Origin of the sequence: Blastococcus sp. DSM 46786, from assembly GCF_900109665.1 — a bacterium.
GTDB classification, from domain to species: Bacteria; Actinomycetota; Actinomycetes; order Mycobacteriales; family Geodermatophilaceae; genus Blastococcus; species Blastococcus carthaginiensis.
In genome coordinates, this window is sequence record NZ_FOAO01000008.1 from 158,060 (window position 1) to 178,671 (window position 20,612).

At 73.9% G+C, this 20,612-nt stretch carries 24 protein-coding genes; 14 read left to right on the top strand and 10 right to left on the bottom strand.

From position 1 onward, the window contains the following. Positions 1-96: 96 nt before the first annotated feature. A complete protein-coding gene (locus BMW62_RS09435) occupies positions 97-1,143 on the top strand; it encodes a phosphotransferase family protein (RefSeq protein ID WP_091930595.1) in 1,047 nt (348 codons plus the stop codon). A 117-nt stretch (positions 1,144-1,260) separates the two neighbouring features. Continuing rightward, positions 1,261-1,797 (top strand): LytR C-terminal domain-containing protein, encoded by a 537-nt coding sequence (locus BMW62_RS09440; RefSeq protein ID WP_091930596.1) that lies wholly within the window; start codon positions 1,261-1,263, stop codon positions 1,795-1,797. Positions 1,798-1,828: 31 nt separating this feature from the next. On the opposite strand, the gene BMW62_RS09445 is transcribed toward BMW62_RS09440, so the two are convergent. After that, a complete protein-coding gene (locus BMW62_RS09445; RefSeq protein WP_091930597.1) occupies positions 1,829-2,659 on the bottom strand; it encodes an inositol monophosphatase family protein in 831 nt (276 codons plus the stop codon). Between the two features lie 93 nt (positions 2,660-2,752). Here BMW62_RS09445 and ppgK point away from each other — a divergent pair, with 93 nt between their 5' ends. From ppgK to BMW62_RS09470, 5 genes are all read left to right on the top strand, one after another. Beyond that, complete coding sequence (ppgK, locus tag BMW62_RS09450) at positions 2,753-3,496, top strand: polyphosphate--glucose phosphotransferase (protein WP_091930598.1); 744 nt, start codon at positions 2,753-2,755, stop codon at positions 3,494-3,496. A gap of 290 nt (positions 3,497-3,786) precedes the next feature. Further along, the gene (locus BMW62_RS09455) at positions 3,787-5,118 is read left to right on the top strand and encodes an RNA polymerase sigma factor (protein ID WP_091930599.1); all 1,332 of its coding nucleotides are present in this window, start codon (positions 3,787-3,789) and stop codon (positions 5,116-5,118) included. A 512-nt stretch (positions 5,119-5,630) separates the two neighbouring features. Further along, the gene (locus BMW62_RS09460) at positions 5,631-5,855 is read left to right on the top strand and encodes a DUF7455 domain-containing protein (protein ID WP_091930645.1); all 225 of its coding nucleotides are present in this window, start codon (positions 5,631-5,633) and stop codon (positions 5,853-5,855) included. Positions 5,856-5,997: 142 nt separating this feature from the next. After that, a complete protein-coding gene (locus tag BMW62_RS09465; RefSeq protein WP_091930600.1) occupies positions 5,998-8,217 on the top strand; it encodes a VanW family protein in 2,220 nt (739 codons plus the stop codon). A gap of 83 nt (positions 8,218-8,300) precedes the next feature. Continuing rightward, entirely contained in the window at positions 8,301-9,359 is a 1,059-nt protein-coding gene (locus BMW62_RS09470; RefSeq protein ID WP_244523933.1) for a YihY/virulence factor BrkB family protein, read from the top strand. A gap of 204 nt (positions 9,360-9,563) precedes the next feature. On the opposite strand, the gene BMW62_RS09475 is transcribed toward BMW62_RS09470, so the two are convergent. Beyond that, positions 9,564-9,794, bottom strand: a complete 231-nt coding sequence (locus BMW62_RS09475; RefSeq protein ID WP_091930602.1) for a DUF3039 domain-containing protein — start codon at positions 9,792-9,794, stop codon at positions 9,564-9,566. A gap of 80 nt (positions 9,795-9,874) precedes the next feature. Here BMW62_RS09475 and BMW62_RS09480 point away from each other — a divergent pair, with 80 nt between their 5' ends. Continuing rightward, the gene (locus BMW62_RS09480) at positions 9,875-10,804 is read left to right on the top strand and encodes a pseudouridine-5'-phosphate glycosidase (protein ID WP_211435058.1); all 930 of its coding nucleotides are present in this window, start codon (positions 9,875-9,877) and stop codon (positions 10,802-10,804) included. Positions 10,805-10,812: 8 nt separating this feature from the next. Further along, entirely contained in the window at positions 10,813-11,691 is an 879-nt protein-coding gene (locus tag BMW62_RS09485; RefSeq protein WP_091930603.1) for a carbohydrate kinase family protein, read from the top strand. 41 nt (positions 11,692-11,732) lie between these two features. On the opposite strand, the gene BMW62_RS09490 is transcribed toward BMW62_RS09485, so the two are convergent. The 4 genes from BMW62_RS09490 to BMW62_RS09505 form a co-directional block, all read right to left on the bottom strand. Beyond that, positions 11,733-12,077 carry a DUF3099 domain-containing protein gene (locus tag BMW62_RS09490; protein ID WP_244523934.1) on the bottom strand — a complete coding sequence of 115 codons (345 nt, stop codon included), beginning with the start codon at positions 12,075-12,077 and terminating at the stop codon, positions 11,733-11,735. 97 nt (positions 12,078-12,174) lie between these two features. Further along, positions 12,175-12,768, bottom strand: a complete 594-nt coding sequence (locus tag BMW62_RS09495; RefSeq protein ID WP_211435059.1) for an HhH-GPD-type base excision DNA repair protein — start codon at positions 12,766-12,768, stop codon at positions 12,175-12,177. A gap of 85 nt (positions 12,769-12,853) precedes the next feature. Then, complete coding sequence (locus tag BMW62_RS09500; protein ID WP_091930605.1) at positions 12,854-13,225, bottom strand: PepSY domain-containing protein; 372 nt, start codon at positions 13,223-13,225, stop codon at positions 12,854-12,856. 48 nt (positions 13,226-13,273) lie between these two features. Next, positions 13,274-13,606 carry a PepSY domain-containing protein gene (locus BMW62_RS09505; protein WP_091930606.1) on the bottom strand — a complete coding sequence of 111 codons (333 nt, stop codon included), beginning with the start codon at positions 13,604-13,606 and terminating at the stop codon, positions 13,274-13,276. 166 nt (positions 13,607-13,772) lie between these two features. Between BMW62_RS09505 and BMW62_RS09510 the strand changes: the two genes are divergently transcribed. Together BMW62_RS09510 and BMW62_RS09515 are read left to right on the top strand one after the other, a co-directional pair. Further along, positions 13,773-14,450 carry a response regulator transcription factor gene (locus tag BMW62_RS09510; protein ID WP_091930607.1) on the top strand — a complete coding sequence of 226 codons (678 nt, stop codon included), beginning with the start codon at positions 13,773-13,775 and terminating at the stop codon, positions 14,448-14,450. Beyond that, positions 14,447-15,826, top strand: a complete 1,380-nt coding sequence (locus BMW62_RS09515; protein WP_091930608.1) for a sensor histidine kinase — start codon at positions 14,447-14,449, stop codon at positions 15,824-15,826. Before BMW62_RS09510 ends, BMW62_RS09515 begins: the two co-directional genes overlap by 4 nt. Positions 15,827-15,956: 130 nt before the next feature. Here BMW62_RS09515 and BMW62_RS22595 read toward each other — a convergent pair whose 3' ends face one another. Both BMW62_RS22595 and BMW62_RS09520 read right to left on the bottom strand, forming a co-directional pair. Then, a complete protein-coding gene (locus BMW62_RS22595) occupies positions 15,957-16,100 on the bottom strand; it encodes a hypothetical protein (protein WP_170852303.1) in 144 nt (47 codons plus the stop codon). Then, entirely contained in the window at positions 16,097-16,702 is a 606-nt protein-coding gene (locus BMW62_RS09520) for a class I SAM-dependent methyltransferase (RefSeq protein WP_091930609.1), read from the bottom strand. The genes BMW62_RS22595 and BMW62_RS09520 overlap by 4 nt, the downstream gene beginning before the upstream one ends. Positions 16,703-16,755: 53 nt before the next feature. On the opposite strand from BMW62_RS09520, the gene BMW62_RS09525 reads away from it, so the two are divergent. From BMW62_RS09525 to BMW62_RS09535, 3 genes are all read left to right on the top strand, one after another. Further along, the gene (locus BMW62_RS09525) at positions 16,756-17,412 is read left to right on the top strand and encodes a TetR/AcrR family transcriptional regulator (protein ID WP_170852304.1); all 657 of its coding nucleotides are present in this window, start codon (positions 16,756-16,758) and stop codon (positions 17,410-17,412) included. Positions 17,413-17,868: 456 nt separating this feature from the next. Then, positions 17,869-18,069 (top strand): hypothetical protein, encoded by a 201-nt coding sequence (locus BMW62_RS09530; protein WP_091930611.1) that lies wholly within the window; start codon positions 17,869-17,871, stop codon positions 18,067-18,069. Continuing rightward, positions 18,066-18,383, top strand: a complete 318-nt coding sequence (locus BMW62_RS09535) for a type II toxin-antitoxin system PemK/MazF family toxin (protein ID WP_091930612.1) — start codon at positions 18,066-18,068, stop codon at positions 18,381-18,383. The genes BMW62_RS09530 and BMW62_RS09535 overlap by 4 nt, the downstream gene beginning before the upstream one ends. A 135-nt stretch (positions 18,384-18,518) precedes the next feature. On the opposite strand, the gene BMW62_RS09540 is transcribed toward BMW62_RS09535, so the two are convergent. Both BMW62_RS09540 and BMW62_RS09545 read right to left on the bottom strand, forming a co-directional pair. Next, entirely contained in the window at positions 18,519-19,718 is a 1,200-nt protein-coding gene (locus BMW62_RS09540; RefSeq protein ID WP_091930613.1) for an MFS transporter, read from the bottom strand. An 85-nt stretch (positions 19,719-19,803) separates the two neighbouring features. Beyond that, entirely contained in the window at positions 19,804-20,535 is a 732-nt protein-coding gene (locus tag BMW62_RS09545) for a Crp/Fnr family transcriptional regulator (RefSeq protein WP_211435060.1), read from the bottom strand. Positions 20,536-20,612: the final 77 nt, after the last annotated feature.

The following is a 20,612-nucleotide window of genomic DNA, read 5'->3' on the forward strand; positions in this document are numbered from 1 at the left end:
TCCGGCCCCGATTTGTGCCCGCCTCCTACGAGGTGACACATCGGGGACCAGGAACGGTCGGGCGGGTCGCGGAGCGCCAGAGGTTACCCTGCGCCGGTGGCGACTTCCCCGGGTGCTGATCCAGCCGTCGTCGGGCCGTACCTGGCCTCCGCGCTGGGGCACGAGCGATGGCGATCGGTCACCGTCGAGCTGATCGCCGCCGGCATGTCCAACCTGACCTACGTGGTGACCCCCGAGGGCGGGGCGGCCGAGGACGCGGTGATCCTCCGGCGTCCGCCGACGGGGGCCGTGCTGGCGACCGCGCACGACATGGCCCGCGAGCACCGGGTGATCTCCGCGCTGGTCCCCACGCCGGTACCGGTGCCGCGGACGCTGCACCTGTGCACCGACACGAGCGTGCTGGGTGCGCCGTTCTACGTGATGGAGCGCGTCGTCGGCCTGCACGTCATCGACCGGATCCCGGACGGCTACGCCGACGAACCGGCCCGGCGGCGTGCGATCGGGGAGGGCCTGGTCGACGTCCTGGCCGACCTGCACTCCGTCGACCCCGTCGCGGTGGGCCTGGGCGACTTCGGCCGCCCGGAGGGCTTCATGGCCCGCCAGGTGCGTCGCTGGACCCAGCAGTGGGAGGCCACCCGCGACCGCGAGCGCCCGGGGTTGGACGCCCTCGCCGCCCGGCTGGCGGAGACCGTGCCCACCACGCAGCGGCACGGGATCGTCCACGGTGACTTCCGGTTGGACAACTGCCTGCTCGACCCGGAGGTCCCCGGCCGCGTCCGGGCGGTGCTGGACTGGGAGATGTCCACCCTGGGCGACCCCCTGGCCGACCTGGGGATGCTCCACGTCTACTGGCCGCAGGCCGGAGAGCGGAGCGTCGCCGGGCAGAGCACGGTGACCGCGCTGGAGGGCTTCCCCACCCGCGCGGAGGTCGCGGCGCGGTACGGCGAGCGCAGCGGTCTGGACCTCTCCGACCTGTCCTGGTACGTGGGCTTCGCCTACTTCAAGTTCGCCGCGATCGTCGCCGGCATCGTCGCCCGCTCGGCCGCCGGCGCCATGGCGGGCAAGGACACGGCGGGCTACGCCGACCGGATCGACCCCTGCGTCGAGCGGGGACGCGCCGCGCTGGACGACGGTGCGATCTAGCCACGTCGGCCGCCCCTAAGCTCGCAACCGACAGCCGTCCGCAGCAGTCGCGGCGCCGTCCCGTCCGTCCCGGGCGGTCCGGCCCCGGCTGCCCGGTCCTCGCCGAGGAGAACCACCGTGACCGAGCGCACCGTCCAGCCTCCGGTGCGCCCGCGCAGTGGGCGCCGCCCGCTGCCCCCGCTGGCCTTCCTGCTCGTCCTCGCCCTGGCCGCCGGTGCGGTGTGGTGGACGGTGCTCCGCGAGGACCAGGAGCGGCGCGCCGAGGCCGCCGAGGAGTGCGCCGCCGCCGAGGAGCCGCCGCCGTCGCTCGATCCGGCGGCGGTGTCGGTGCGGGTGTTCAACGCCACGGACGAGGGCGGGCTCGCGCAGACGGTGGCCGACGAGCTCGCCGCCCGCGGCTTCACGATCAGCGAGGTCGCCAACGACCCCACCACCCGCGAGGTCGAAGGCGCCGGTGAGGTCCGCCACGGCTCGCCCGGACGGGACGCCGCCCGCTTCCTCGGGGTGTACGCCCCGGGCGTCAGCTTCTACCCCGACACCCGGGCCACCGCGGTCGTCGACCTCGTCATCGGGCCGGAGTTCACCGGCGTGGCGCCCCCCGAGGAGGTCGAGGCGGCGCTGACCGCCCCGGAGGACGCACCCGCCGAGTGCTGACGGGAGGACCTCCCCCGCCCAGCGGCGCTGCTCAGCGGTGCAGCTCGGACACCAGCGCGCGGAAGGGGCCGGCCACCGAGGGCGCCACCGCGATCACCATCGGCTCCCCCACGGGCGCACCGTCCAGCCCCGTCACGTCCGCTCCGGCCTCGGCGGCCACCAGGGCGCCGGCAGCGTGGTCCCAGGGGTTGAGGTCGAGCTCGTAGTACGCGTCGACCCGCCCGGCCGCCACCGCGCACAGGTCCAGCGCCGCGCTGCCGAACCGCCGGATGTCGCGCACCCGCGTCACGAGCTCCGCCACGACCGCCCCCTGCGCCCTCCGCTGCTCCACGCGGTAGCCGAAGCCGGTCGCGACCATCGTCCGGTCCAGCGACGGCGGCGTCCCGACCGCGAGCCGGCGGACCGGCCGCCCCGGCGCCTCCAGCCACGCACCGCCGCCGGACGTCGCCGTGAACAGCTCGCCGGTCGCCACGTTGAGCACCGCACCGGCGCGGACGACGCCGTCGACCTCGGCGGCCACCGAGACGGCGTAGGCCGGGATGTCGTAGAGGAAGTTCACGGTGCCGTCGATCGGGTCGACGATCCACCGGACCCCGCTGGTGCCCTCCCGCGCGGCGCCCTCCTCCCCCAGCACGCCGTCCTCCGGCCGGGCGTCGAGCAGGCGGCGGACGAGCAGCTCCTCGCTGGCCGCGTCCACCGCCGTCACGACGTCGACGGGGCTGGACTTGGTGGTCACCTGGTCACCGGCGGACTCGCGCCCGTGGGCCACCAGGACGGCGGCCTCCCGGGCCGCCGCCACGGCCAGCTCCAGGAGCGCGCCCGGTGCCGGGCGGTCGGGGACGGCTGCGCGCACGGAGGTCATGCACCGATCCTGCCGCAGCGGCCCCCTCGCAGGGGCCCGCTGCGAGCATGCGAGCTGCGGGGGGCGAGGGGGTCCTTCTACTAACCTGTCGGCGTGCAGGGCTTCGGGGTGGACATCGGCGGCAGCGGCATCAAGGGGTGCCTGGTCGACATGGACGCAGGACGGCTGATCGGGGAGAGGGTGCGCGTCGAGACGCCGCAGCCCTCGCTGCCCGGGCCCGTCTTCGACGTCGTGGCGCGGATCGTGGACTCGTTCGGCTGGTCCGAGCGCGTCGGGGTGACGTTCCCCGGGGTGCTCAAGTCCGGCATCGCCCACACGGCGGCCAACGTCGACAAGAGCTGGCTGGGTACCGACCTGGCCGCAGGCGTGGCCGAGCGCATCCCCGGCACGGTGGAGACCCTCAACGACGCCGACGCCGCGGGCCTGGCCGAGATGCGCTACGGCGCCGGCCGCGACCGCAACGGCGTGGTGCTCATGCTCACGTTCGGCACCGGCATCGGCAGCGCGCTCTTCGTCGACGGCCGGTTGGTGCCCAACACCGAGTTCGGCCACATCCAGGTCGACGGCGAGGACGGCGAGAGCCGGGCCTCCGCCGCCGCCCGGGAGCGGGAGGAGCTCAGCTACCCCGACTGGGCGCTGCGCGTCGACCGCTACCTCGACGTCCTCGAGGGCAGCGTGTGGCCGGACCTGATCATCGTGGGCGGCGGCGTCAGCAAGAAGGCGCACAAGTGGGTGCCGCTGCTCTCGACGCGCACCCCGGTCGTGCCGGCGGAGCTGCAGAACGACGCCGGCATCGTCGGCGCCGCCCTGGCGGCCGCCGAGCACATCCCGGCCTGACGCCGCCGGAGCCCGGCCAGGGCCGCCGCCGTTCCCCTCCCGGGGCCGTCCGCCCGCCCCCTCGGAGCGAGGGGCCCGGGTGCGAGGCGCTGGTTTCGCCCGGCGACGTCGTTACAATGGTGGAGCCCCAGCCCGCCGCTCTCCAGCCGGGAGGGATCCCCCGACCCGAACGCGGCCAAACGCCGTGCCGGTCACGCGGGGTCCGCTCCCCGTTCGAGCGCAGGCCGGAGCCGCTGCCCGCGGACCACACGGTCCTCCGGGGAACGCACCCAGCACGGGAAGGAACCTGAGTGCCCGCCGATCAGCCAGCACCGGAAGCAGCCGCAGCGAGCACCCCGCGCGCCAGGACGGCCGCCGCCGGTACCCGTGCCAGGAAGCCGGCCACCGAGCCGGCGGCCGCACGGAAGAAGGCACCGGCCAAGACCGCCGGCGCCAAGGGCCGCACGAAGCCGGCGATCACCCCGTCGCCGGGCGCCGGCGAGGGCGCCGTCCTCACCGCGGTGGCCACCGAGGACGGTGCGGTCGCGGTCGTCGACGCCGGCTCCGAGGGGCTGAAGCTCGACGAGACGGTCGTCACCGGCAAGGACGGCGTCGAGGTCGCCGCCGAGGAGGAGACCGCCGAGGGCGGCACCGACTTCGAGTGGGACGAGGAGGAGGAGTCCGAGGCGCTGCGGCAGGCCCGCAAGGACGCCGAGCTCACCGCCTCGGCCGACTCGGTCCGCGCCTACCTCAAGCAGATCGGCAAGGTCGCGCTGCTCAACGCCGAGGAGGAGGTCGACCTCGCCAAGCGCATCGAGGCCGGGCTCTACGGCGCCGAGCGGCTGCGCCAGGCCGAGGAGGAGGGCCAGAAGCTCTCCCCGCAGATGCGCCGGGACCTCAACTGGATCGTCCGCGACGGCGAGCGCGCCAAGAACCACCTGCTGGAGGCCAACCTCCGCCTCGTGGTCTCCCTGGCCAAGCGCTACACCGGCCGCGGCATGGCCTTCCTGGACCTCATCCAGGAGGGCAACCTCGGTCTCATCCGCGCGGTCGAGAAGTTCGACTACACCAAGGGCTACAAGTTCTCCACGTACGCCACCTGGTGGATCCGGCAGGCGATCACGCGCGCCATGGCCGACCAGGCCCGCACCATCCGCATCCCGGTGCACATGGTCGAGGTCATCAACAAGCTCGGCCGCATACAGCGTGAGCTGCTCCAGGACCTGGGCCGCGAGCCCACCCCGGAGGAGCTGGCCAAGGAGATGGACATCACCCCGGACAAGGTGCTGGAGATCCAGCAGTACGCCCGGGAGCCGATCAGCCTCGACCAGACCATCGGCGACGAGGGCGACAGCCAGCTCGGCGACTTCATCGAGGACTCCGAAGCCGTGGTGGCGGTCGACGCGGTGAGCTTCACGCTCATGCAGGACCAGCTGACCAGCGTGCTGCAGACGCTCTCCGAGCGGGAGGCCGGCGTCGTCCGGCTGCGGTTCGGCCTCACCGACGGCCAGCCGCGCACCCTCGACGAGATCGGCCAGGTCTACGGGGTCACCCGGGAGCGGATCCGGCAGATCGAGTCCAAGACGATGTCGAAGCTGCGCCACCCCAGCCGCTCCCAGGTGCTGCGCGACTACCTCGACTGAGCCAGCCTGCGAGCGAGGGCCCGGTGTGCGGACGCACGCCGGGCCCTCGCCCGTTCTGGAGGCGACCAGCATGGTCGGCCCGAGTGGACCCCGGAGGGGTCCGCGCAGGGACGACGCAGCGGCTCCCCGCGATCGGGGGACGGCACGTGGCCGCGATGCGGTCCAGAGGACCGCCGTGACATCGCCCGAGAGGGTCACGAACTCGTGACACCGGTGTGCGCCGACACCTGTCGGGTAGACGGCGTAGCGTGGGTCCCGTCAGAACAGCAGCGGACCCACGGTCGGGCCGGTCAACCACCGGTCCGGCAGATGATCACCAGCACGTGCACCACCAGTTCCACCCCAGTGACGTCCCCTGCTGGACCCGCTCCGCCCACGCCCGGTGTGTTACGGACTCATCTCTTTCGGCGAGTCCGGGATGAACCGGGTAGGAACGGGAATCCGAGGGGCCATCCTGGCGCTGTGCAGGAGGCCGATCCGCAGCCGCGGGTCCGTGCGGTAGAGAGCGAGTGATGACCCAGATGACCCAGACGCTGACGACGACCCCCGCCGCCGACGACCTGGTCGTGCCCTTCCACTGCGACCGCTGCGGCGCACTTGCCAAGGTCCGTGTCGTGCTCGCCAACGGCAGCGACCTCGTGTTCTGCGGGCACCACGCCCGCGAGTACGAGGGCAAGCTGCGTGACATCGCCGTCGACATCATCGACACTGAGGGCGAGCAGCGCGTAACTGCGTGAGAGAGGCGCTATCGTCGCGCCCGCGATGACCGCCTCACCTGACGACGCCGCCGCGTCCGACGTCCCGCCTCGTGCGGGCGCCGGGCCGGCGGCTCCGTCGTCTCCGGGGACCCCCGGTCGGCGGCGACCGGAGGAAACCCCCATGTCCCAGCACCACCCCGCACCCGACGAGACGGTGCGCATGCGTCCCGACGGCGGGGACGGGCCACCGCCGCCGACCGGCCAGACGCCGGGGTACGAGGCCGCACCGGACGACACCCGCCCGGTGGGCCGCGACTGGCAGCGCGGCGCTCCTGCCGCCTCACCGGCCACCGCGGAGACGGCCACCGCGGAGACGGCCACCGCGGACACGCCCTCCGCGGAGACGCCCTCCGCCGAGCCCGGCCCGGCGGAGCAGGCGGACAGCACCCGCCGCATCCAGCAGGACGCGGACGGCCCGGTGGCCGACGACCCCGCCGGCACCGCCGTCATCCCCCCGGTGGAGCACCGCGAGACCATGGCCACCGTGCCCGTGCACACCGGCGACGGGGGCACCGACGGCCCGCCGCCACCCGGTGACGACCGCCGGGGGGCGCCCCGCGGGCCCTGGTGGCGTCGCCGCACGACGCTGATCCCCGCGGGCGTCCTCGCGGCGCTGGCCGTGCTCTACGGCGCCGACCTGCTGGTGGCCTCCGGTGAGGTGCCGCGCAACACGGTCGTGGCCGGGGTCGACGTCGGGGGGCTCACCCCGGCGTCGGCCGCCCAGCGGCTGGAGGAGCGACTCACCCCTCGGGTGGTCGCCGACCACACCGTCACCGCCGCCGACGTGACGGGCACCCTCTCCCCCGCCACGGCGGGCATCACCCTCGACGTCCCGAGCACCGTGGACGCCGCCGAGGAGCAGCCGCTCAACCCGTGGACCCGCCTGGTCACCCTCTTCTCCGACCGCGAGGTGGAGCCGGTCATCACCGGGGAGGAGACGGCGCTGCAGGCCCAGATCGAGGGCATCGCCTCGCAGGTCGACCGCGCCCCGCAGGACGCCACCATCGCCATCGACGGCACCACCCCGTCGGTCGTGGAGCCGGTGGACGGCCGGACGCTGGACCGCGAGGGCGCGGCGGACGCGATCACCGACGCGCTGGCCTCCGGGGGCGACCCGAGCACGCCGATCGAGCTGCCCGTGGACGTGACCCCCGTGCGCGTCGACGCCGAGGAGGCCGGGCGCGTCCTCGAGGAGACCGTCACCCCGGCCCTGTCGGCGCCGGTGGAGGTCGTGAGCCAGGACGGCGCCACCTCCGTCGAGGTGCCCGTCACCGCCATCGCCGGCTCCCTGACCTTCACGCCCCAGGACGACGGCGAGCTCGCCGTCGGGCTGGACCCCGAGGCGCTGCAGACGACTCTCGGCGACGAGCTCTCGGTCTTCGGCACCCCGGCGGAGGACGCGACGTTCGAGGTGTCGGGTGACGCGGTCAGCGTCGTCCCGTCGGTCGACGGCACCGGCATCGCGCCGGCCCGGCTGGCCGAGCAGCTGCTGCCGGTCCTGACCGAGGAGGCGCCGCGGACCGTCACCGCGGAGCTGGGACCCGTGCCGGCGGAGTTCACCACCCAGGAGGCCGAGGCCATCGGCATCCGGGAGGAGATCTCCAGCTTCACCACGAACATCGGCAACCCGGCCAGCGGCACGAACATCCGGGTGGTCGCGGAGGAGGTCGACGGCGCGATCATCATGCCCGGGGAGACCTTCAGCCTGAACGGCTTCACCGGGCCGCGCGGCCTCGCGCAGGGCTATGTGGAGGCCGGCGTCATCAACAACGGCGAGTTCACCACCGCCGTGGGCGGCGGCATCAGCCAGTTCGCCACCACGATGTTCAACGCCGTCTTCTTCGCCGGCCTCGAGGACGTCTTCCACAAGCCGCACAGCTACTACATCAGCCGCTACCCGGCCGGCCGCGAGGCGACGGTCTACTACGACTCGATCGACCTCAAGTGGCGCAACGACGGCGACACCGCCGTCTACGTCGACACGGCGTGGACCCCCGGGACGATCACGGTCACCTTCTACGGGACCAAGCGCTACGAGATCCAGTCGATCAGCAGCGAGCGCTACAACTTCCGCGAGCCGGTCGTGCAGAACAAGCCGGACAGCCCCACCTGCGAGCCGCAGTCGGGCTCGACCGGCTTCGACATCACCGTCACCCGCGTCTTCCGCGACCTGGGCACCGGCGCGGAGATCAAGCGCGAGGACTTCCGCACCCGCTACGCCGCCGAGCCGGTGATCAACTGCGTGCCGGCGGAGCCGCCCGCACCCGGCCCCGAGGGCACTGCCCCGGGCGGCGCGCCGGCACCCGGCGGCCGGCGCCCGGCGCGCCCACGGGCGGCCTGACGTCGCGTTCCGACCCGACCCGGTGGGGTGCCGTGCGCGGCACCCCACCGGTCGGAGCGTGCCCTGACATGCACACTGGGCAGGTGAGCGCCGTCCTCCCCAGCGGCTCGCCCGCCGGGGTCGGTGCGGACGAGCCCGACGAACGTGCCGGCGCACCGGGGGCGACGCGGGCCGACGTGCCACGACCGTCCCGGCTGCGCCGGTGGCCGGCCGCGCTGCGGGTCCCCCTGCAGGTGCTCGGCCGCACGCTGGCCAAGGCGTGGCAGGACCGCATCATCGGGCTGTCCGCCGAGGCGGCGTTCTGGCAGATCCTGTCGGTGCCACCGCTGCTCATCGGTCTGCTGGGCTCGCTGGGCTACCTGGGCTCGCTCATCGGCGGGGACGCCGTCGCCCAGATCGAGGAGCAGCTGCTCGACGCGTCGGCGCAGGTGCTCACCGCCGACGTCGTCGACGGCCTGGTGCGGCCGACGCTGACCGACATCCTCGGCTCCGGCCGGCTGGAGCTGGTCAGCGTGGGTTTCCTGCTCTCCCTGTGGGCGGGGTCGTCGGCGACGGCGACCTTCATGAACACGATCGTCATCGCCTACGACCAGCGCGACGTGCGCGGACCGATCCGCACCCGGCTGAAGGCGCTCTGGCTCTTCGTCGTCGGGCTGCTCCTCGCGGTGCTGACGCTGCCGCTGCTGGTGCTGGGACGCGGCCGGCTGGTCGGTCTCGTGCCGCAGGACTGGCGGGACACGACGGACATGCTCATCAACGCCGTCTACTGGCCCATCGTGGTGATCGGGATGCTGCTCGCCCTCACCAGCTTCTTCCACGTCGTCCTGCCGCACCGGCTGCCCTGGCGGCGGCAGCTGCCCGGCGCGGTGCTCAGCCTCGGCTTCTTCCTGGTGGCCGCGCTGCTGCTGCGGGCCTACGTCAGCGACATCCTGACCGTGGCCCTGCCCTACGGCGCGCTGGCCGCACCCATCGGCGCGCTGCTGTTCTGCTTCCTGTTCGGCATGGCGGTGCTGCTGGGCGCGGAGCTCAACGCCACCATCCACGCGCGCTGGCCGGCACCGCTGCGCCGCCACGGGCGCCGGCGCCAGGAGCGGCGGCAGGCCAAGCTCGAGGAGGAGGCGCGCCGGCTGGGCCTGCGATGACGCGGTGACACCGTCGTCCTCCGGACGACACCGCGGCCAGGTGCCGTGCCCCTGCTGCGCGGAGCCGCTGCGTCGTCCCTGCGCGGACCCATGACACTGCGGTCCTCCGGACCGCACCGCGGCCAGGTGCCGTCCCGGCTGCGCTGAGCGCGTTCGTCGTCCCTACGCGGACCCCTCCGGGGCCCACTCGGGACGACAGGTCACTCAGTCCTTTTTGAGCTGGTTGTAGACCTCCTTGCAGGCCGGGCACACCGGGCTGCCGGGCTTCGGGCTCTTGGTCACGGGGAAGACCTCGCCGCACAGCGCCTCGACGAGGGTGCCCATGACGGCGCTCTCGGCGATCTTGTTCTTCTTGACGTAGTGGAAGACCTCGTTGGCGTTGCCGGTGTCGGAGTCGCGGACGTCCGGCCGCTCGAGGATGTCGCTGCTGCTCATGACGCGCTCCCTGCTCGACGGTCGAGTGGTGCGGCGGGGGGCACCACGGTGCTCCCGTACCCGCCGACCATGATGACAGGGTGCCGCTGCCGATCACCGCTCCCCGCCCGGTCCTGTCCCCCGAGGTCGCCGACGCCCTGGCCGCCGGTCGGCCGGTGGTCGCGCTGGAGAGCACGCTGCTCGCCCACGGGCTCCCCCGGCCCGACAACCGGGCGGCCGCGGACGATGTCGAGGCCGCGGTCCGGTCCGGCGGCGCCGTCCCGGCCACCATCGCCGTGCTCGACGGCACCCCGCACGTCGGGCTGACCGCCGCCCAGGTCGACCGCGTCTGCGCGGACCCGGACCTGGCCAAGCTGGGGGTCCGCGACCTGCCGGTGGCCGCCGCGCTCGGGATGAGCGGTGCGACGACCGTGTCCAGCACCGCGCTGCTGGCCGAGGCGGCCGGGGTGAGCGTGTTCGCCACCGGCGGTCTGGGCGGGGTGCACCGCCAGTCGGTCGAGACCTTCGACGAGTCCGCCGACCTGACCGCCCTGTCCCGCACCTCGCTGGTGGTGGTCTGCGCGGGTGTGAAGTCGATCCTCGACGTCCCGGCGACGCTGGAACGGCTCGAGTCGCTCTCGGTCACCGTGGTCGGGTACGGCACCACCACCTTCCCCGGCTTCTACGTCGCGGACTCGGGCTCGACGGTCGACTGGTCGGTCGCCGACCCCGAGCAGGCCGCCGCGGTGTTCGCGGCCCGCCGCGGGCTGGCGCCCGGGGCGGTGGTGGTGGCCAACCCGCTGCCGGCCGACCAGCAGCTGGACCGGGAGCTGCACGACCGGGTCATCGCCGACGCCCTCGCCGCGGCGGGCGCGGCCGGGGCGCGCGGCAAGGACGTCACCCCCTTCGTGCTCGACCACCTGCACCGGGCCAGCGACGGCGCCACGCTCGAGGTGAACGTCCGGCTGGTCCTGCGCAACGCCGAGCTCGCCGGCCGGATCGCCGCGGCTCTGGCCGCCCGCGCGGCCTGAGCGCGACCGTGCCGCCCCCGGTCGTCGTGGTCGGCGACGTCGCCACCGACGTCGTCGCCGTCCTCTCCGGGGAGCCGGCCCCGGGGTCGGACCGGCCGGCACGCATCGTCAGCCGCGGCGGTGGCGCGGGCGCCAACGTGGCGGCGCACCTGGCGCGCCTGGGGACGCCGGTGGTGCTGGCCGGCTGCATCGGGGACGACGCCGCCGGTGCGGGGCTGACCGCCGAGCTGGCGGCGGCCGGGGTGGAGCTGGCGGTGCGCACCGTGCCGAGCGCGGCGACCGGCACGATCGTCAGCCTGGTCGAACCCGACGGGCAGCGCAGCATGCTCGCCGACCGCGGCGCGAACCTGGCGCTGCGCCCGGCCGACGTCCCCACCCCCGCGCCGGGCGGCCACCTGCACCTGTCCGGCTACACCCTGCTCGACCCGGGGCCCCGCGACGCCGGCCTGGCCGCGCTGCGTGCGGCCGCGGCGGCCGGGTGCACCGTCTCGGTCGACCCGGCCTCGACCGGCCCGCTGCGCGGCTACGGGGTGGACCGGTGGCTGGCGGACACCGCCGCCGCGACCCTCGTGCTGCCCAACGCCGACGAGGCCCGGCTGCTGACCGGCTGCGCGGACGTCACCGAGGCGGCCCGGGCCCTCGCCGCCCGGCACCCGGTCGCCGTCGTCACCCTCGGAGCCGAGGGTGCGCTGTGGGCGGCGGGCGACGAGCTCGTGCACCGGCCGGCCCGGCCGGCGACGGTCGTGGACACGACCGGGGCCGGGGACGCGTTCGCTGCCGGCCTGCTCGCCGCGTGGCTGGCCGACCCGCACCGCTCCCCCGCGGAGGCGCTGGACGCAGGGCTGGCCTGCGCCGCCGAGGTGGTCCGCAGCCCCGGCGCACGCTGACCCGACCCGGCGTTACCGGACGCAGGCGCCGGCCGGGACGCTCATCCCTCGATGATCCGCCCGGTCCGGGCTGGGTTCTCCAGGACGCGGTCGGGGCGCGCGTCGACGCCCTGGAGGCGGGTCCGCGGCTTCGGCGGCCGGTCGTTGGCCATGACGACGGCGATCCACGGCAGCACCGTGCCCAGGATCGCCAGGATGATCATCAACCAGACGACCTTGTAGAAGACGGCGGCCAGGATGAGCGCGACGCCACGGATCGCCATCGTGATGGCGTACCGCCGCTTACGGGCGGCCTGCTGGTCGGCCAGGCTCGGGGCGGCCTCGGTGATGAGCACCGGCTCGGGCTTGCGCGATCGCGGGAACTGCTGGCTCGAGGCCACGGGCACCCTTCCCTCCGCTGGCCGGTGTCCGCGGGTTCGACCCCGCCGGCTCCCGGACCACTGCCATGGTGCCACCGCGCGGGGCCCGGTGCAGGTGCCCCGGTCAGCCCGCCGGGGCCTGCTTCGCCGCCTTCGCCGCCTGCTTCTGCTCCTGCTTGAACGCCCGCACCTCGGCCAGCGACTCCGGGCCGGTGATGTCGGCGACCGAGCGCCGGGAACCGTCGGTCCCGTAGTCGCCGGCCGCCTCCCGCCAGCCGGACGGGGTGACCCCGTACTGCTTGCCCAGCAGGGCGAGGAAGATCTTCGACTTCTGCGCACCGAAGCCGGGGAGGCCGGTGAGCCGCTTCAGCAGGGTGGCGCCGTCGCAGCCGTCGTCCCACAGCCCCTCGACCCGGCCGTCGTACCGCTGGACGAGCGCCCGGCACACCTCCTGCGCCCGGCCGGCCATCGACCCCGGGTACCGGTGCAGCGCCGGCGGCCCCTGGAAGACCCGCACCAGCTCCTCGGGGTCCATCGCCGCGAGCTGCTCGGCCGAGAGGGTGTCGACGCCGAGCCGGTCGGCCAGCAGCCGCGGAGCCCCGAAGGCGCGCTCCATCGGGAACTGCTGGTCGAGCAGCATCCCGATCAGGAGCGCGAGCGGATCACGGCTCAGCAGCTCGTCGGCGGCGTCATGCTGGGCTATGCGGAGGATCGGCACATGCAGATGGTGCCGTAGGACCATCCCGGCGCAGTCGGTGCCGTGTGCCGGACCTGCCGGAGACCAGCGGGCTCGGTAGGCCCCATCAGTCGTCGTCGTCCTCGACGGAGACGACCGAGAATGCTTCGTCGAGCGAGACCTCGACGAAGCTTCCGTCGTCGAGCCGGACCTCCACCTCGTAGCCGGTGTCGCCCTCGTCGGCGACCTCGACCTCGGTGACGGTCCCGGGCCCGGCCGCCTCCAGAGCGGCGGCACCGGCCTCGTCGCGATCCGGTCCGGTGACCTGCTCGTCCTCCTCGCCGGCGTCGTCCTCGGGCACCTCGGTGCCGTCCTCGCCGACGACGGCGTCTGCCTGCGGAAGAGCGTCGTTCTCCGCCTGTGCGATCTGCGCCCCGCCGATGACCACCGCGGCGAGGGCCGCGGCGCCGAGGGTGGCGCCCTTGACCTTGCTGTTCACGTCGTCTCCTCCAGGGTCGGTTGCTGCATGGCTCCGGTGCGCCGGCGATCAGTCGTCGGCGCCGGGCTCCTCGCCGTCGCGCTCGTCGCCGAGCACGGCGAAGTCCTCGTCGAGGTGGACGTCGACCTGGTCGCCGTCGTCGAGGGTGACCTCGACCTCGTAGTAGCCCTCCTCGTCGCCGACCTCGGTGTCGGTGACCTCACCCTCGCCGAGATGCGCGAGGGCGGCCTCGCTGGCCTGCTCCAGCGCGTCGCCGGTGATGGCGACGTCGGGGCGCGCGTCCTCGTCGTCACCTGCGGTGGCGAGGGCCACGCCACCCCCGCCGGCCAGCACGAAGACGGCCGCGGCGCCGCCGACGGTCCATCGGGTGCTCTTCTTCATCTCTCCTCCAGGGTTCGGGACGACCCCCCGTCGGGGGCACCACCCAGTGTCGACCGGTCCCGCTGAGCGGATGCTGAGAAGCGGGGAGGAACCGGCCCGTCCCTCTCAGCTGCTTCTCAGCACCGGTCTGGCAGAACGGACACTGACGCTCGAAGGGGGTGCGCGGGTGCGGGTGCTGGTGATCGAGGACGAGCGGAACCTGGCGGCCGCCGTGGCCCGTGGCCTGCACGCCGAGGGCTTCTCGGTGGACGTCGCCGGCGACGGCGTGACCGGTCTGGACCGGGCGCTGCTGGGCGGCTACGGCGCCGTCGTCCTGGACATCATGCTGCCGGGCCGCTCCGGGTACGACGTGCTGCGCGAGCTCCGGGCCCGCCAGGTGTGGACGCCGGTGCTGATGCTGACGGCGAAGGACGGTGAGTACGACATCGCCGATGCGCTCGACCTGGGCGCCGACGACTACCTCACCAAGCCGTTCCCGTTCGTCGTCCTGGTGGCCCGACTGCGTGCACTCGTGCGGCGGGGAGTCCCCGAGCGACCGGCGCAGCTGGTCGTGGGCGACCTCGTCCTGGACCCGGCCGCGCACCGGGTGCGGCGCGGGGACACCGAGCTGTCGTTGACCGCCCGGGAGTTCGCGCTGCTCGAGCACCTGATGCGGCGGGCGGGTGACGCGGTGGCGAAGTCCGAGCTGCTGGCCGAGGTGTGGGACGAGAACTTCGCCGGCGATCCGAACATCGTCGAGGTCTACGTCGGCTACCTCCGGCGCAAGATCGACGCCCCCTTCGGCTGCAAGAGCATCGAGACCGTGCGCGGCGTCGGCTACCGCATCGAGGCCACCGGCGGATGAACACCCGACGACCGCGCGGCCTGACCGGCTGGGTGCGAAGCCGCTCCCTGCGCGCGCGGCTGACCGCGGCCGCGGTCGTGGTCATCGCAGCAGCGATCACGCTGGCGGCCGTGCTGCTCACCGTCCGGCTGGAGTCCGCACTGGTGGCGAGCATCGACGACACGGCGCTCGACCGGGCGGAGAACGTGACCGCGGCGATCGTCTCCGGCAGGTCGGTGGAGTCGTCGCTCGCCGGCGACGACGACGAGGTCGTGCACGTCCTCGGCGAAGATGGAGCCGTCCTGGCCTCCTCCGTGGAGCTGCCGGACGGCAGGCCGCTGCTGAGGACCCCGGTAGGTACCGGCCTCGAGGTGGTCACCCAGCAAGGGCTCGCCCTGCCCGGTGAGCAGGACGAGCCCTACCGCGTGCTCACCCTCCCGGTCCCCGCACCGGACGGGCAGCGCGTGCTCGTCCAGGTCGGTCTGCCGCTGGACGACGCCGAGGAGAGCGTCGAGGAGCTGATCTCCGCGCTCGCCATCGGCGCGCCGGCGGTGATCGTCGCCCTCGCCGTCCTGACGTGGCTGCTGGCCGGGCGGGCGCTCCGCCCGGTGGAGGCGCTCCGCCGGCAGGCCGCCGACATCCCCGGCGACGCACTCGACCGGCGGCTCGCCGTCCCCGCCGGCGGAGACGAACTCGCCCGGCTCGCGGTCACGTTCAACGCGCTGCTCGGCCGGGCCGAGGCCGCCACCCGACGACAGCGGGAGTTCGTCGCCGACGCCGCCCACGAGATCCGCAGCCCGCTGGCCTCCCTGCGCACCCAGCTCGAGGTCGCCGCACTGCACGACGACCCGTCGTGGCGCAGCCGGCTTCCGGCGCTGACCGAGGACGCCCAGCGACTGTCCCGGCTGGTCGACGACCTCCTCCGCCTGGCCAGGATCGACGCCCGTGTGCCGCTCGCCCGCGATGAGGTCGACCTCGACGAGATCGTCCTGGAGACGGTCGACCGCGTCCGTGCGCACACCGCGCTGCGCCTCGACATCTCCGCGGTGTCCGGTGCCCGGGTCGCCGGGAACCGGGATGCTCTCATCCGGGTCGTCCAGAACCTGCTCGACAACGCGCTCCGGCACGCCCGCACCACCGTGGCCGTCGAGCTCACCGCGGCCGACCGGGCGGTGCTCACCGTGACCGACGACGGTCATGGCATCCCCGCCGACCAGCGCACGCAGGTGTTCGACCGCTTCACCCGCCTCGACGACGCCCGCAGCCGCGATGCCGGCGGAACCGGCCTGGGCCTGGCGATCGTCCGCGACGTCGTCCTGCAGCACGGCGGGGAGGTCAGCATCGAGGACGCCGCACCCGGTGCCCGGCTGATCATCCGACTTCCGCTCGCCGGCTGACCCCACCGGTCACCTGGCTACGGTGCCCGTCGTAGCGAGGCCGCACGGCTCTACCGGACGGCGCGTGCGCCGGGGTGACGGGCCGCCCCGCTGCTTCGTCGACGCATGTGCTGGTCCAGCAGCATCCCGATCAGCAGCGCGAGCGGGTCGCGGCCGAGAACTCGTCGGCGGCGTCGTCCTGGGCGATGCGGAGGGTCGGCACACCGAGATCGTGCCGCAGGACGGGCTCGCGGCAATCACCCACCGCCACGGCGACCGCCTGCTCCGCCGTCACGCTCTCCGCAGGCGGTACCAGCACGGCACGGTCCGCCTGAGCGGGCCGGGCATCCCACTCACGTCGGCGAGCACCTCGTCGGCAAGGATCCAGCCGGGAAAGGCGGTCTCGACGTCGCCGCGGCCAGCACCGCGCGGCAGGAGCGGGCGCCGTCCGGGCCGGAAGGCGAGCAGGAGCAGCGTCGCGCCGGGGGCGGCGACGGCGGTGACCCCGTCCCCCATCGCCGCCCGCTGGCTGTCCGTCAACCCGTGGAAGCATCCGACGTCGAGGAAGAAGCCGATCTCGCCCACGTCGGCCCGCCGCAGGGCAGTGACGTCGCCCTCCAGGAACCTGACGTCGACCTCCTGCTCGGCCGCGCGCGCCCGGGCCTGGTGCACGGCGGCGCCCACGGCATCGATCCCGGTCACCACCCACCCCCTCTGGGCCAGTTCCAGGGAGTGCGCACCGGTCCCGCAGCCCAGGTCGAGGGCGCGTCCGTACGGCGGGATCCGCTCGGCCTCCTCCCGGGACAACAGAGCGGTGAACTGGCCCGCCGCCTCCCGTCCGGCGCGCTCCCACGGGGTGATGCCCAGCCGATAGGCGATGGCGTATCCGGTGCTCATGCGGCACCTCTCATCATTTCGGTCCTAGTTGCACTAGGACGAATATGGGTAGCGTGCTCCCCGTGGCGGACCCTGTCAACCGGCGGCCCTACCGCTCCCAGCTGCGTACCGAGCGGGCGAGGAGAACCCGGCGCCGGGTCGTCGCGGCGGCCATCGACCTGTTTCTCGCAAGGGGCTACGCCGGCACGACCCTGGCCGCGGTCGCCAGCGAGGCCGAGGTGTCGGTCGACACCGTGTTCCACCTCTTCGGCTCGAAGCGCCGCCTTCTGCAGGCGGCGCTGGACACCGTCGTGGGTGGTGACGACGCCGACCTCCCACTGCTGGACAGACCGGAACCGCAGGCCATGCGGGCCGAGACCGACCAGCGTCGGCAGATCGCGGCGTTCGCCCACGGCATCCTCGGCCAGCTGGAGCGGATCGCTCCGGTCGATGCCATGCTGCGCAGCGCTGCCGCGGTCGATGCCGACGTCGGGGCCCTGCGCGATGATCTGCACCTGCGCCAGCGGCGGCAGGCCATGACGACCGTTGCGGGATGGATCGCGTCGAACGGTTCCCTGCGGGACGCGATGCCGGTGGACGAGGCAGCGGACGTCCTGTGGGCCCTCACCAGCCCCGAGCTGCACCACATGTTCCGGGTGCACTGCGGCTGGCCACCGGACCGGTACGAGCGCTGGCTGCGCACCACACTGGAAGACAGCCTGCTGCCTTGACGGGCCGTGAACAGCCCACCGGGTGGGGCGTGGAGGGCCGGACGCTGCGGGGTCGCAGCCGCGGCAGGCCCACGAGTCCAGGACGAAGGCGGCCGTCCTGCCAGGGCCGGCCTGGCATGGTTGCTTCTCGCTGCTCCGACGACGCCCGTGGCGTCGCAGTGACTCTGGGACGGCGCGGGATCCGCGCCTGTCCTCGATCCACTGAACCCCGGCGACCCCGCCGAGCCGCAGGGGCTGGCCGCTCCCCAGGGACTCCCGTCCACGCGGCGCGGGCGGTCGAAGGGCACGGGGACCAGCAGCGGGGCGTCCGCTGATCTCGGCGCGGGTGAAGGGTCGCCGACACGAGCTCGTCTGCTCCGGCCCACCCGAACGAGGGCATCGGTACACGTCGGCGCCCTGGCCCTGACGCCCGCTTGACCGTTGCACAACTGTTGAACGACTGTCTAACATCACCGCGTGAGCAAGACCATCGGTTTCCGCCCCACCGAGGAGGACGAGCGGATCATCCGCGCGGCGATGCGGTCCGACGAGCACACCGCCGACGTCATCCGCCGCGCGCTCCGCCTCCTGGACCGCGAGGCATGGCTGGCACGAGCACGCGCCGACGCCGAGCGGCTGGCGGACGAGGACCTGTCCGGCGAGGCCGACGCCTGGTGATCCGCGGCGCTGTCTACCGCGTCGACCTCGGGGCAGCGCGTCGTGGTCACGAGCAACGCGGCCGGCGCTACGGACTGGTCCTGAGCCCGACCGACATGGCCTGGAGCGTCGCCACGGTCGTCCCGACATCGACACAGGCGCAGCCGGCCGTCTTCCGGCCTGAGATCGAGTTGGGCGGTGTCCTGACCCGGTTTCTCGTCGATCAGATGCGCAGCATCGACGTGCGCTACCTCGAGGGAGAGCCCGCCTTCTTCCTCCACCGCGACGAACTCGACGAGGTCGAGGTGGCTGTCACCCGGTACCTCGGCCTCTGACCCGCACCCTGGCCGCATGGGCCCACGGCTGCGGGGCCGGCCGACGCCTGGTGCGGTACCGGGGTAGACGCGCGGGGCACGGCGCCCGTGGTCGCCACCGGCTCTCGATCAGGCGCTCGGACGGGGGTGCCATGGTCACCTCGGAAGATCCGGTCCGGTGGTGAAGCTGCGGCTGGCGGTGAAGCCGACTGCGGCGGCGAGCAGCAACAAGGCGCCGCCCACGTAGTAGACGGCGCGGATGCCGAGGGTGTCGGCGAGCAGCCCGCCGACGCCGAGGCTCGCCAGGCGCCCGGTCTGCCAGAGCAGGTCCATCAGCGCGAAGACCCGTCCCCGGGTGCGGTCGGTGAGGTGCGACTGCAGCAGGCTGTTGAACGTGACGGCGCCGGTGGAGGTCCCGATGCCGTACACGGCGAGCGTGGCGGCGGCGACCGGCAGGGAACGGACCGAGGCGAGCACCAGGTCGACCAGGCCGCGCAGCACGTAGGGGCCGAAGACGTACAGCGGGCGGCGCGGATCGGGGATCAGCCGCAGCAGCAGGGCGGGACCCAGGGCTGCGCCCACGCCGATCGCGCCGACCAGGATTCCGTAGGCGCCGGCCGGCGCGCCCAGGTGCTCGGCGGCCAGGACGACCAGCAGTGCGCTGGTCGCGCCGGCCGACAGCGCGGCGAGCAGCTGGCCGATGGCCAGGGCACGCAGCAACCGGTCGCGCCCGACCAGGGCCAGGCCCTCGCGGGCGTCGGCGAGCAGCCGGCGTCGACCGACCTCCCCCGGCGGCTCGACCAGCCGCAAGCCGCGCAGCGCCAGCGCCGAGGCGACGAAGCTCGCGGCGTTGACGCCGAAGGCCCAGCCAGGACCCACCAGAGCGACCAGGCCTCCGGCCAGCGGCGCGAGGACGACCTGTGACAGCACAGCCGCGGTCCAGACGGCGCTGTTGGCCGCGACGATCTCCCGGTCGGCCACCACCGAGGGCAGCACGCTGTTGGCGGCCGGGTTGAAGAACGCCGCACCGGCCGACAGGCCGAAGGCGACCGCGTAGACGACCAGCGGGTCGTCGTGCCAGACCACCAGCACGCCGGCGAGGGCGGCCCGGAACACGTCGGCGGCCACCATCACGGTGATGCGGGGCAGCCGGTCGACGAGGACGCCTGCGAGCGGGGCGAGCAGCAGCACGGGGATGATCTCGGCGACGACGACGCCGGCCACGCCGAGCCCTGAGCCGGTCAGCCGGTAGATCAGGATGGCCAGGGCGACGAAGCTGAAGACGTCACCCCACTGGCTGACGGTGCGCGCCGTCCACAGCCGCCGGAAGTCCGGCTGAGCCAGCACGGTGCGCATCCCGGGCCGACGCTGATGATCCGCCACGTCAGCCCGCTCCCCCTCCTGACCACGGTCCGACCGGTGTGGCCCGGCGGGCCGCCCCTCAGACGTCACGCACCGCCACCAGGCCACGTTCGTCGAGGACCTCGATGGTGCCGTAGCCGACCCTCACGTAGCCCCGGCGCTCGAGGTCCTTGAGCACCTTGTTGAGAGAAGGCCTGGCCACACCCAGCATCGCCGCCAGGGTGCGCTGCGGCAGCCGGACGGTCCCCTCCTCCGCCTCCTCCACGAGCAGCCCCGCCAGCTGAGCCAGGAGCGGACGCCCCAGCAAGGAGATCAGCCGTCCGTGGCTGGTGGCGAGGCGCTGCGCGACGCTGGACAACCAGCGCCGGGACACCCCGGGATGCCGGTCGAGGAGCGACTCGAAGTCGTTCGCGGACAGCATGAGGCAGACGGCATCGTCGAGCGCGTGAGCCGCGTACGGCACGGGGATCCCGAGCAGCAGCGGCACGTCGCCGTCGACGTCCCCCGGACGCAGCACACCGACGACCACCTTGCCCCGCGGCGTCACGACACCGAGCTCGAGGTGCCCGGAACGGACGATGCAGACGCCCGGCCTCGCACCGCCCCCGTCGCCGAACACCCGTTCACCCCGCTGGAACGTGACGGACGAGATCCGGCTGGCCAGGGCGGCGACGTCCTGAGGACCCAGGGGCGCCGTTCCGCCTCGGCCGACGCACCGCGCGATCCACGCCGCGTCCCGGATCTGCATCTCCTGGGGGGACAGCTTCCCGGCGTCGGCGCGGAACAGCTCGGTCCATCGCCCCAGGTCCACCCCCGGATCCTGTCAGGCCGGGGTCAGGACGTCGTCACAGCTCGTCGTCCACGGAGCGGATCGGCCCACCGGCCGCC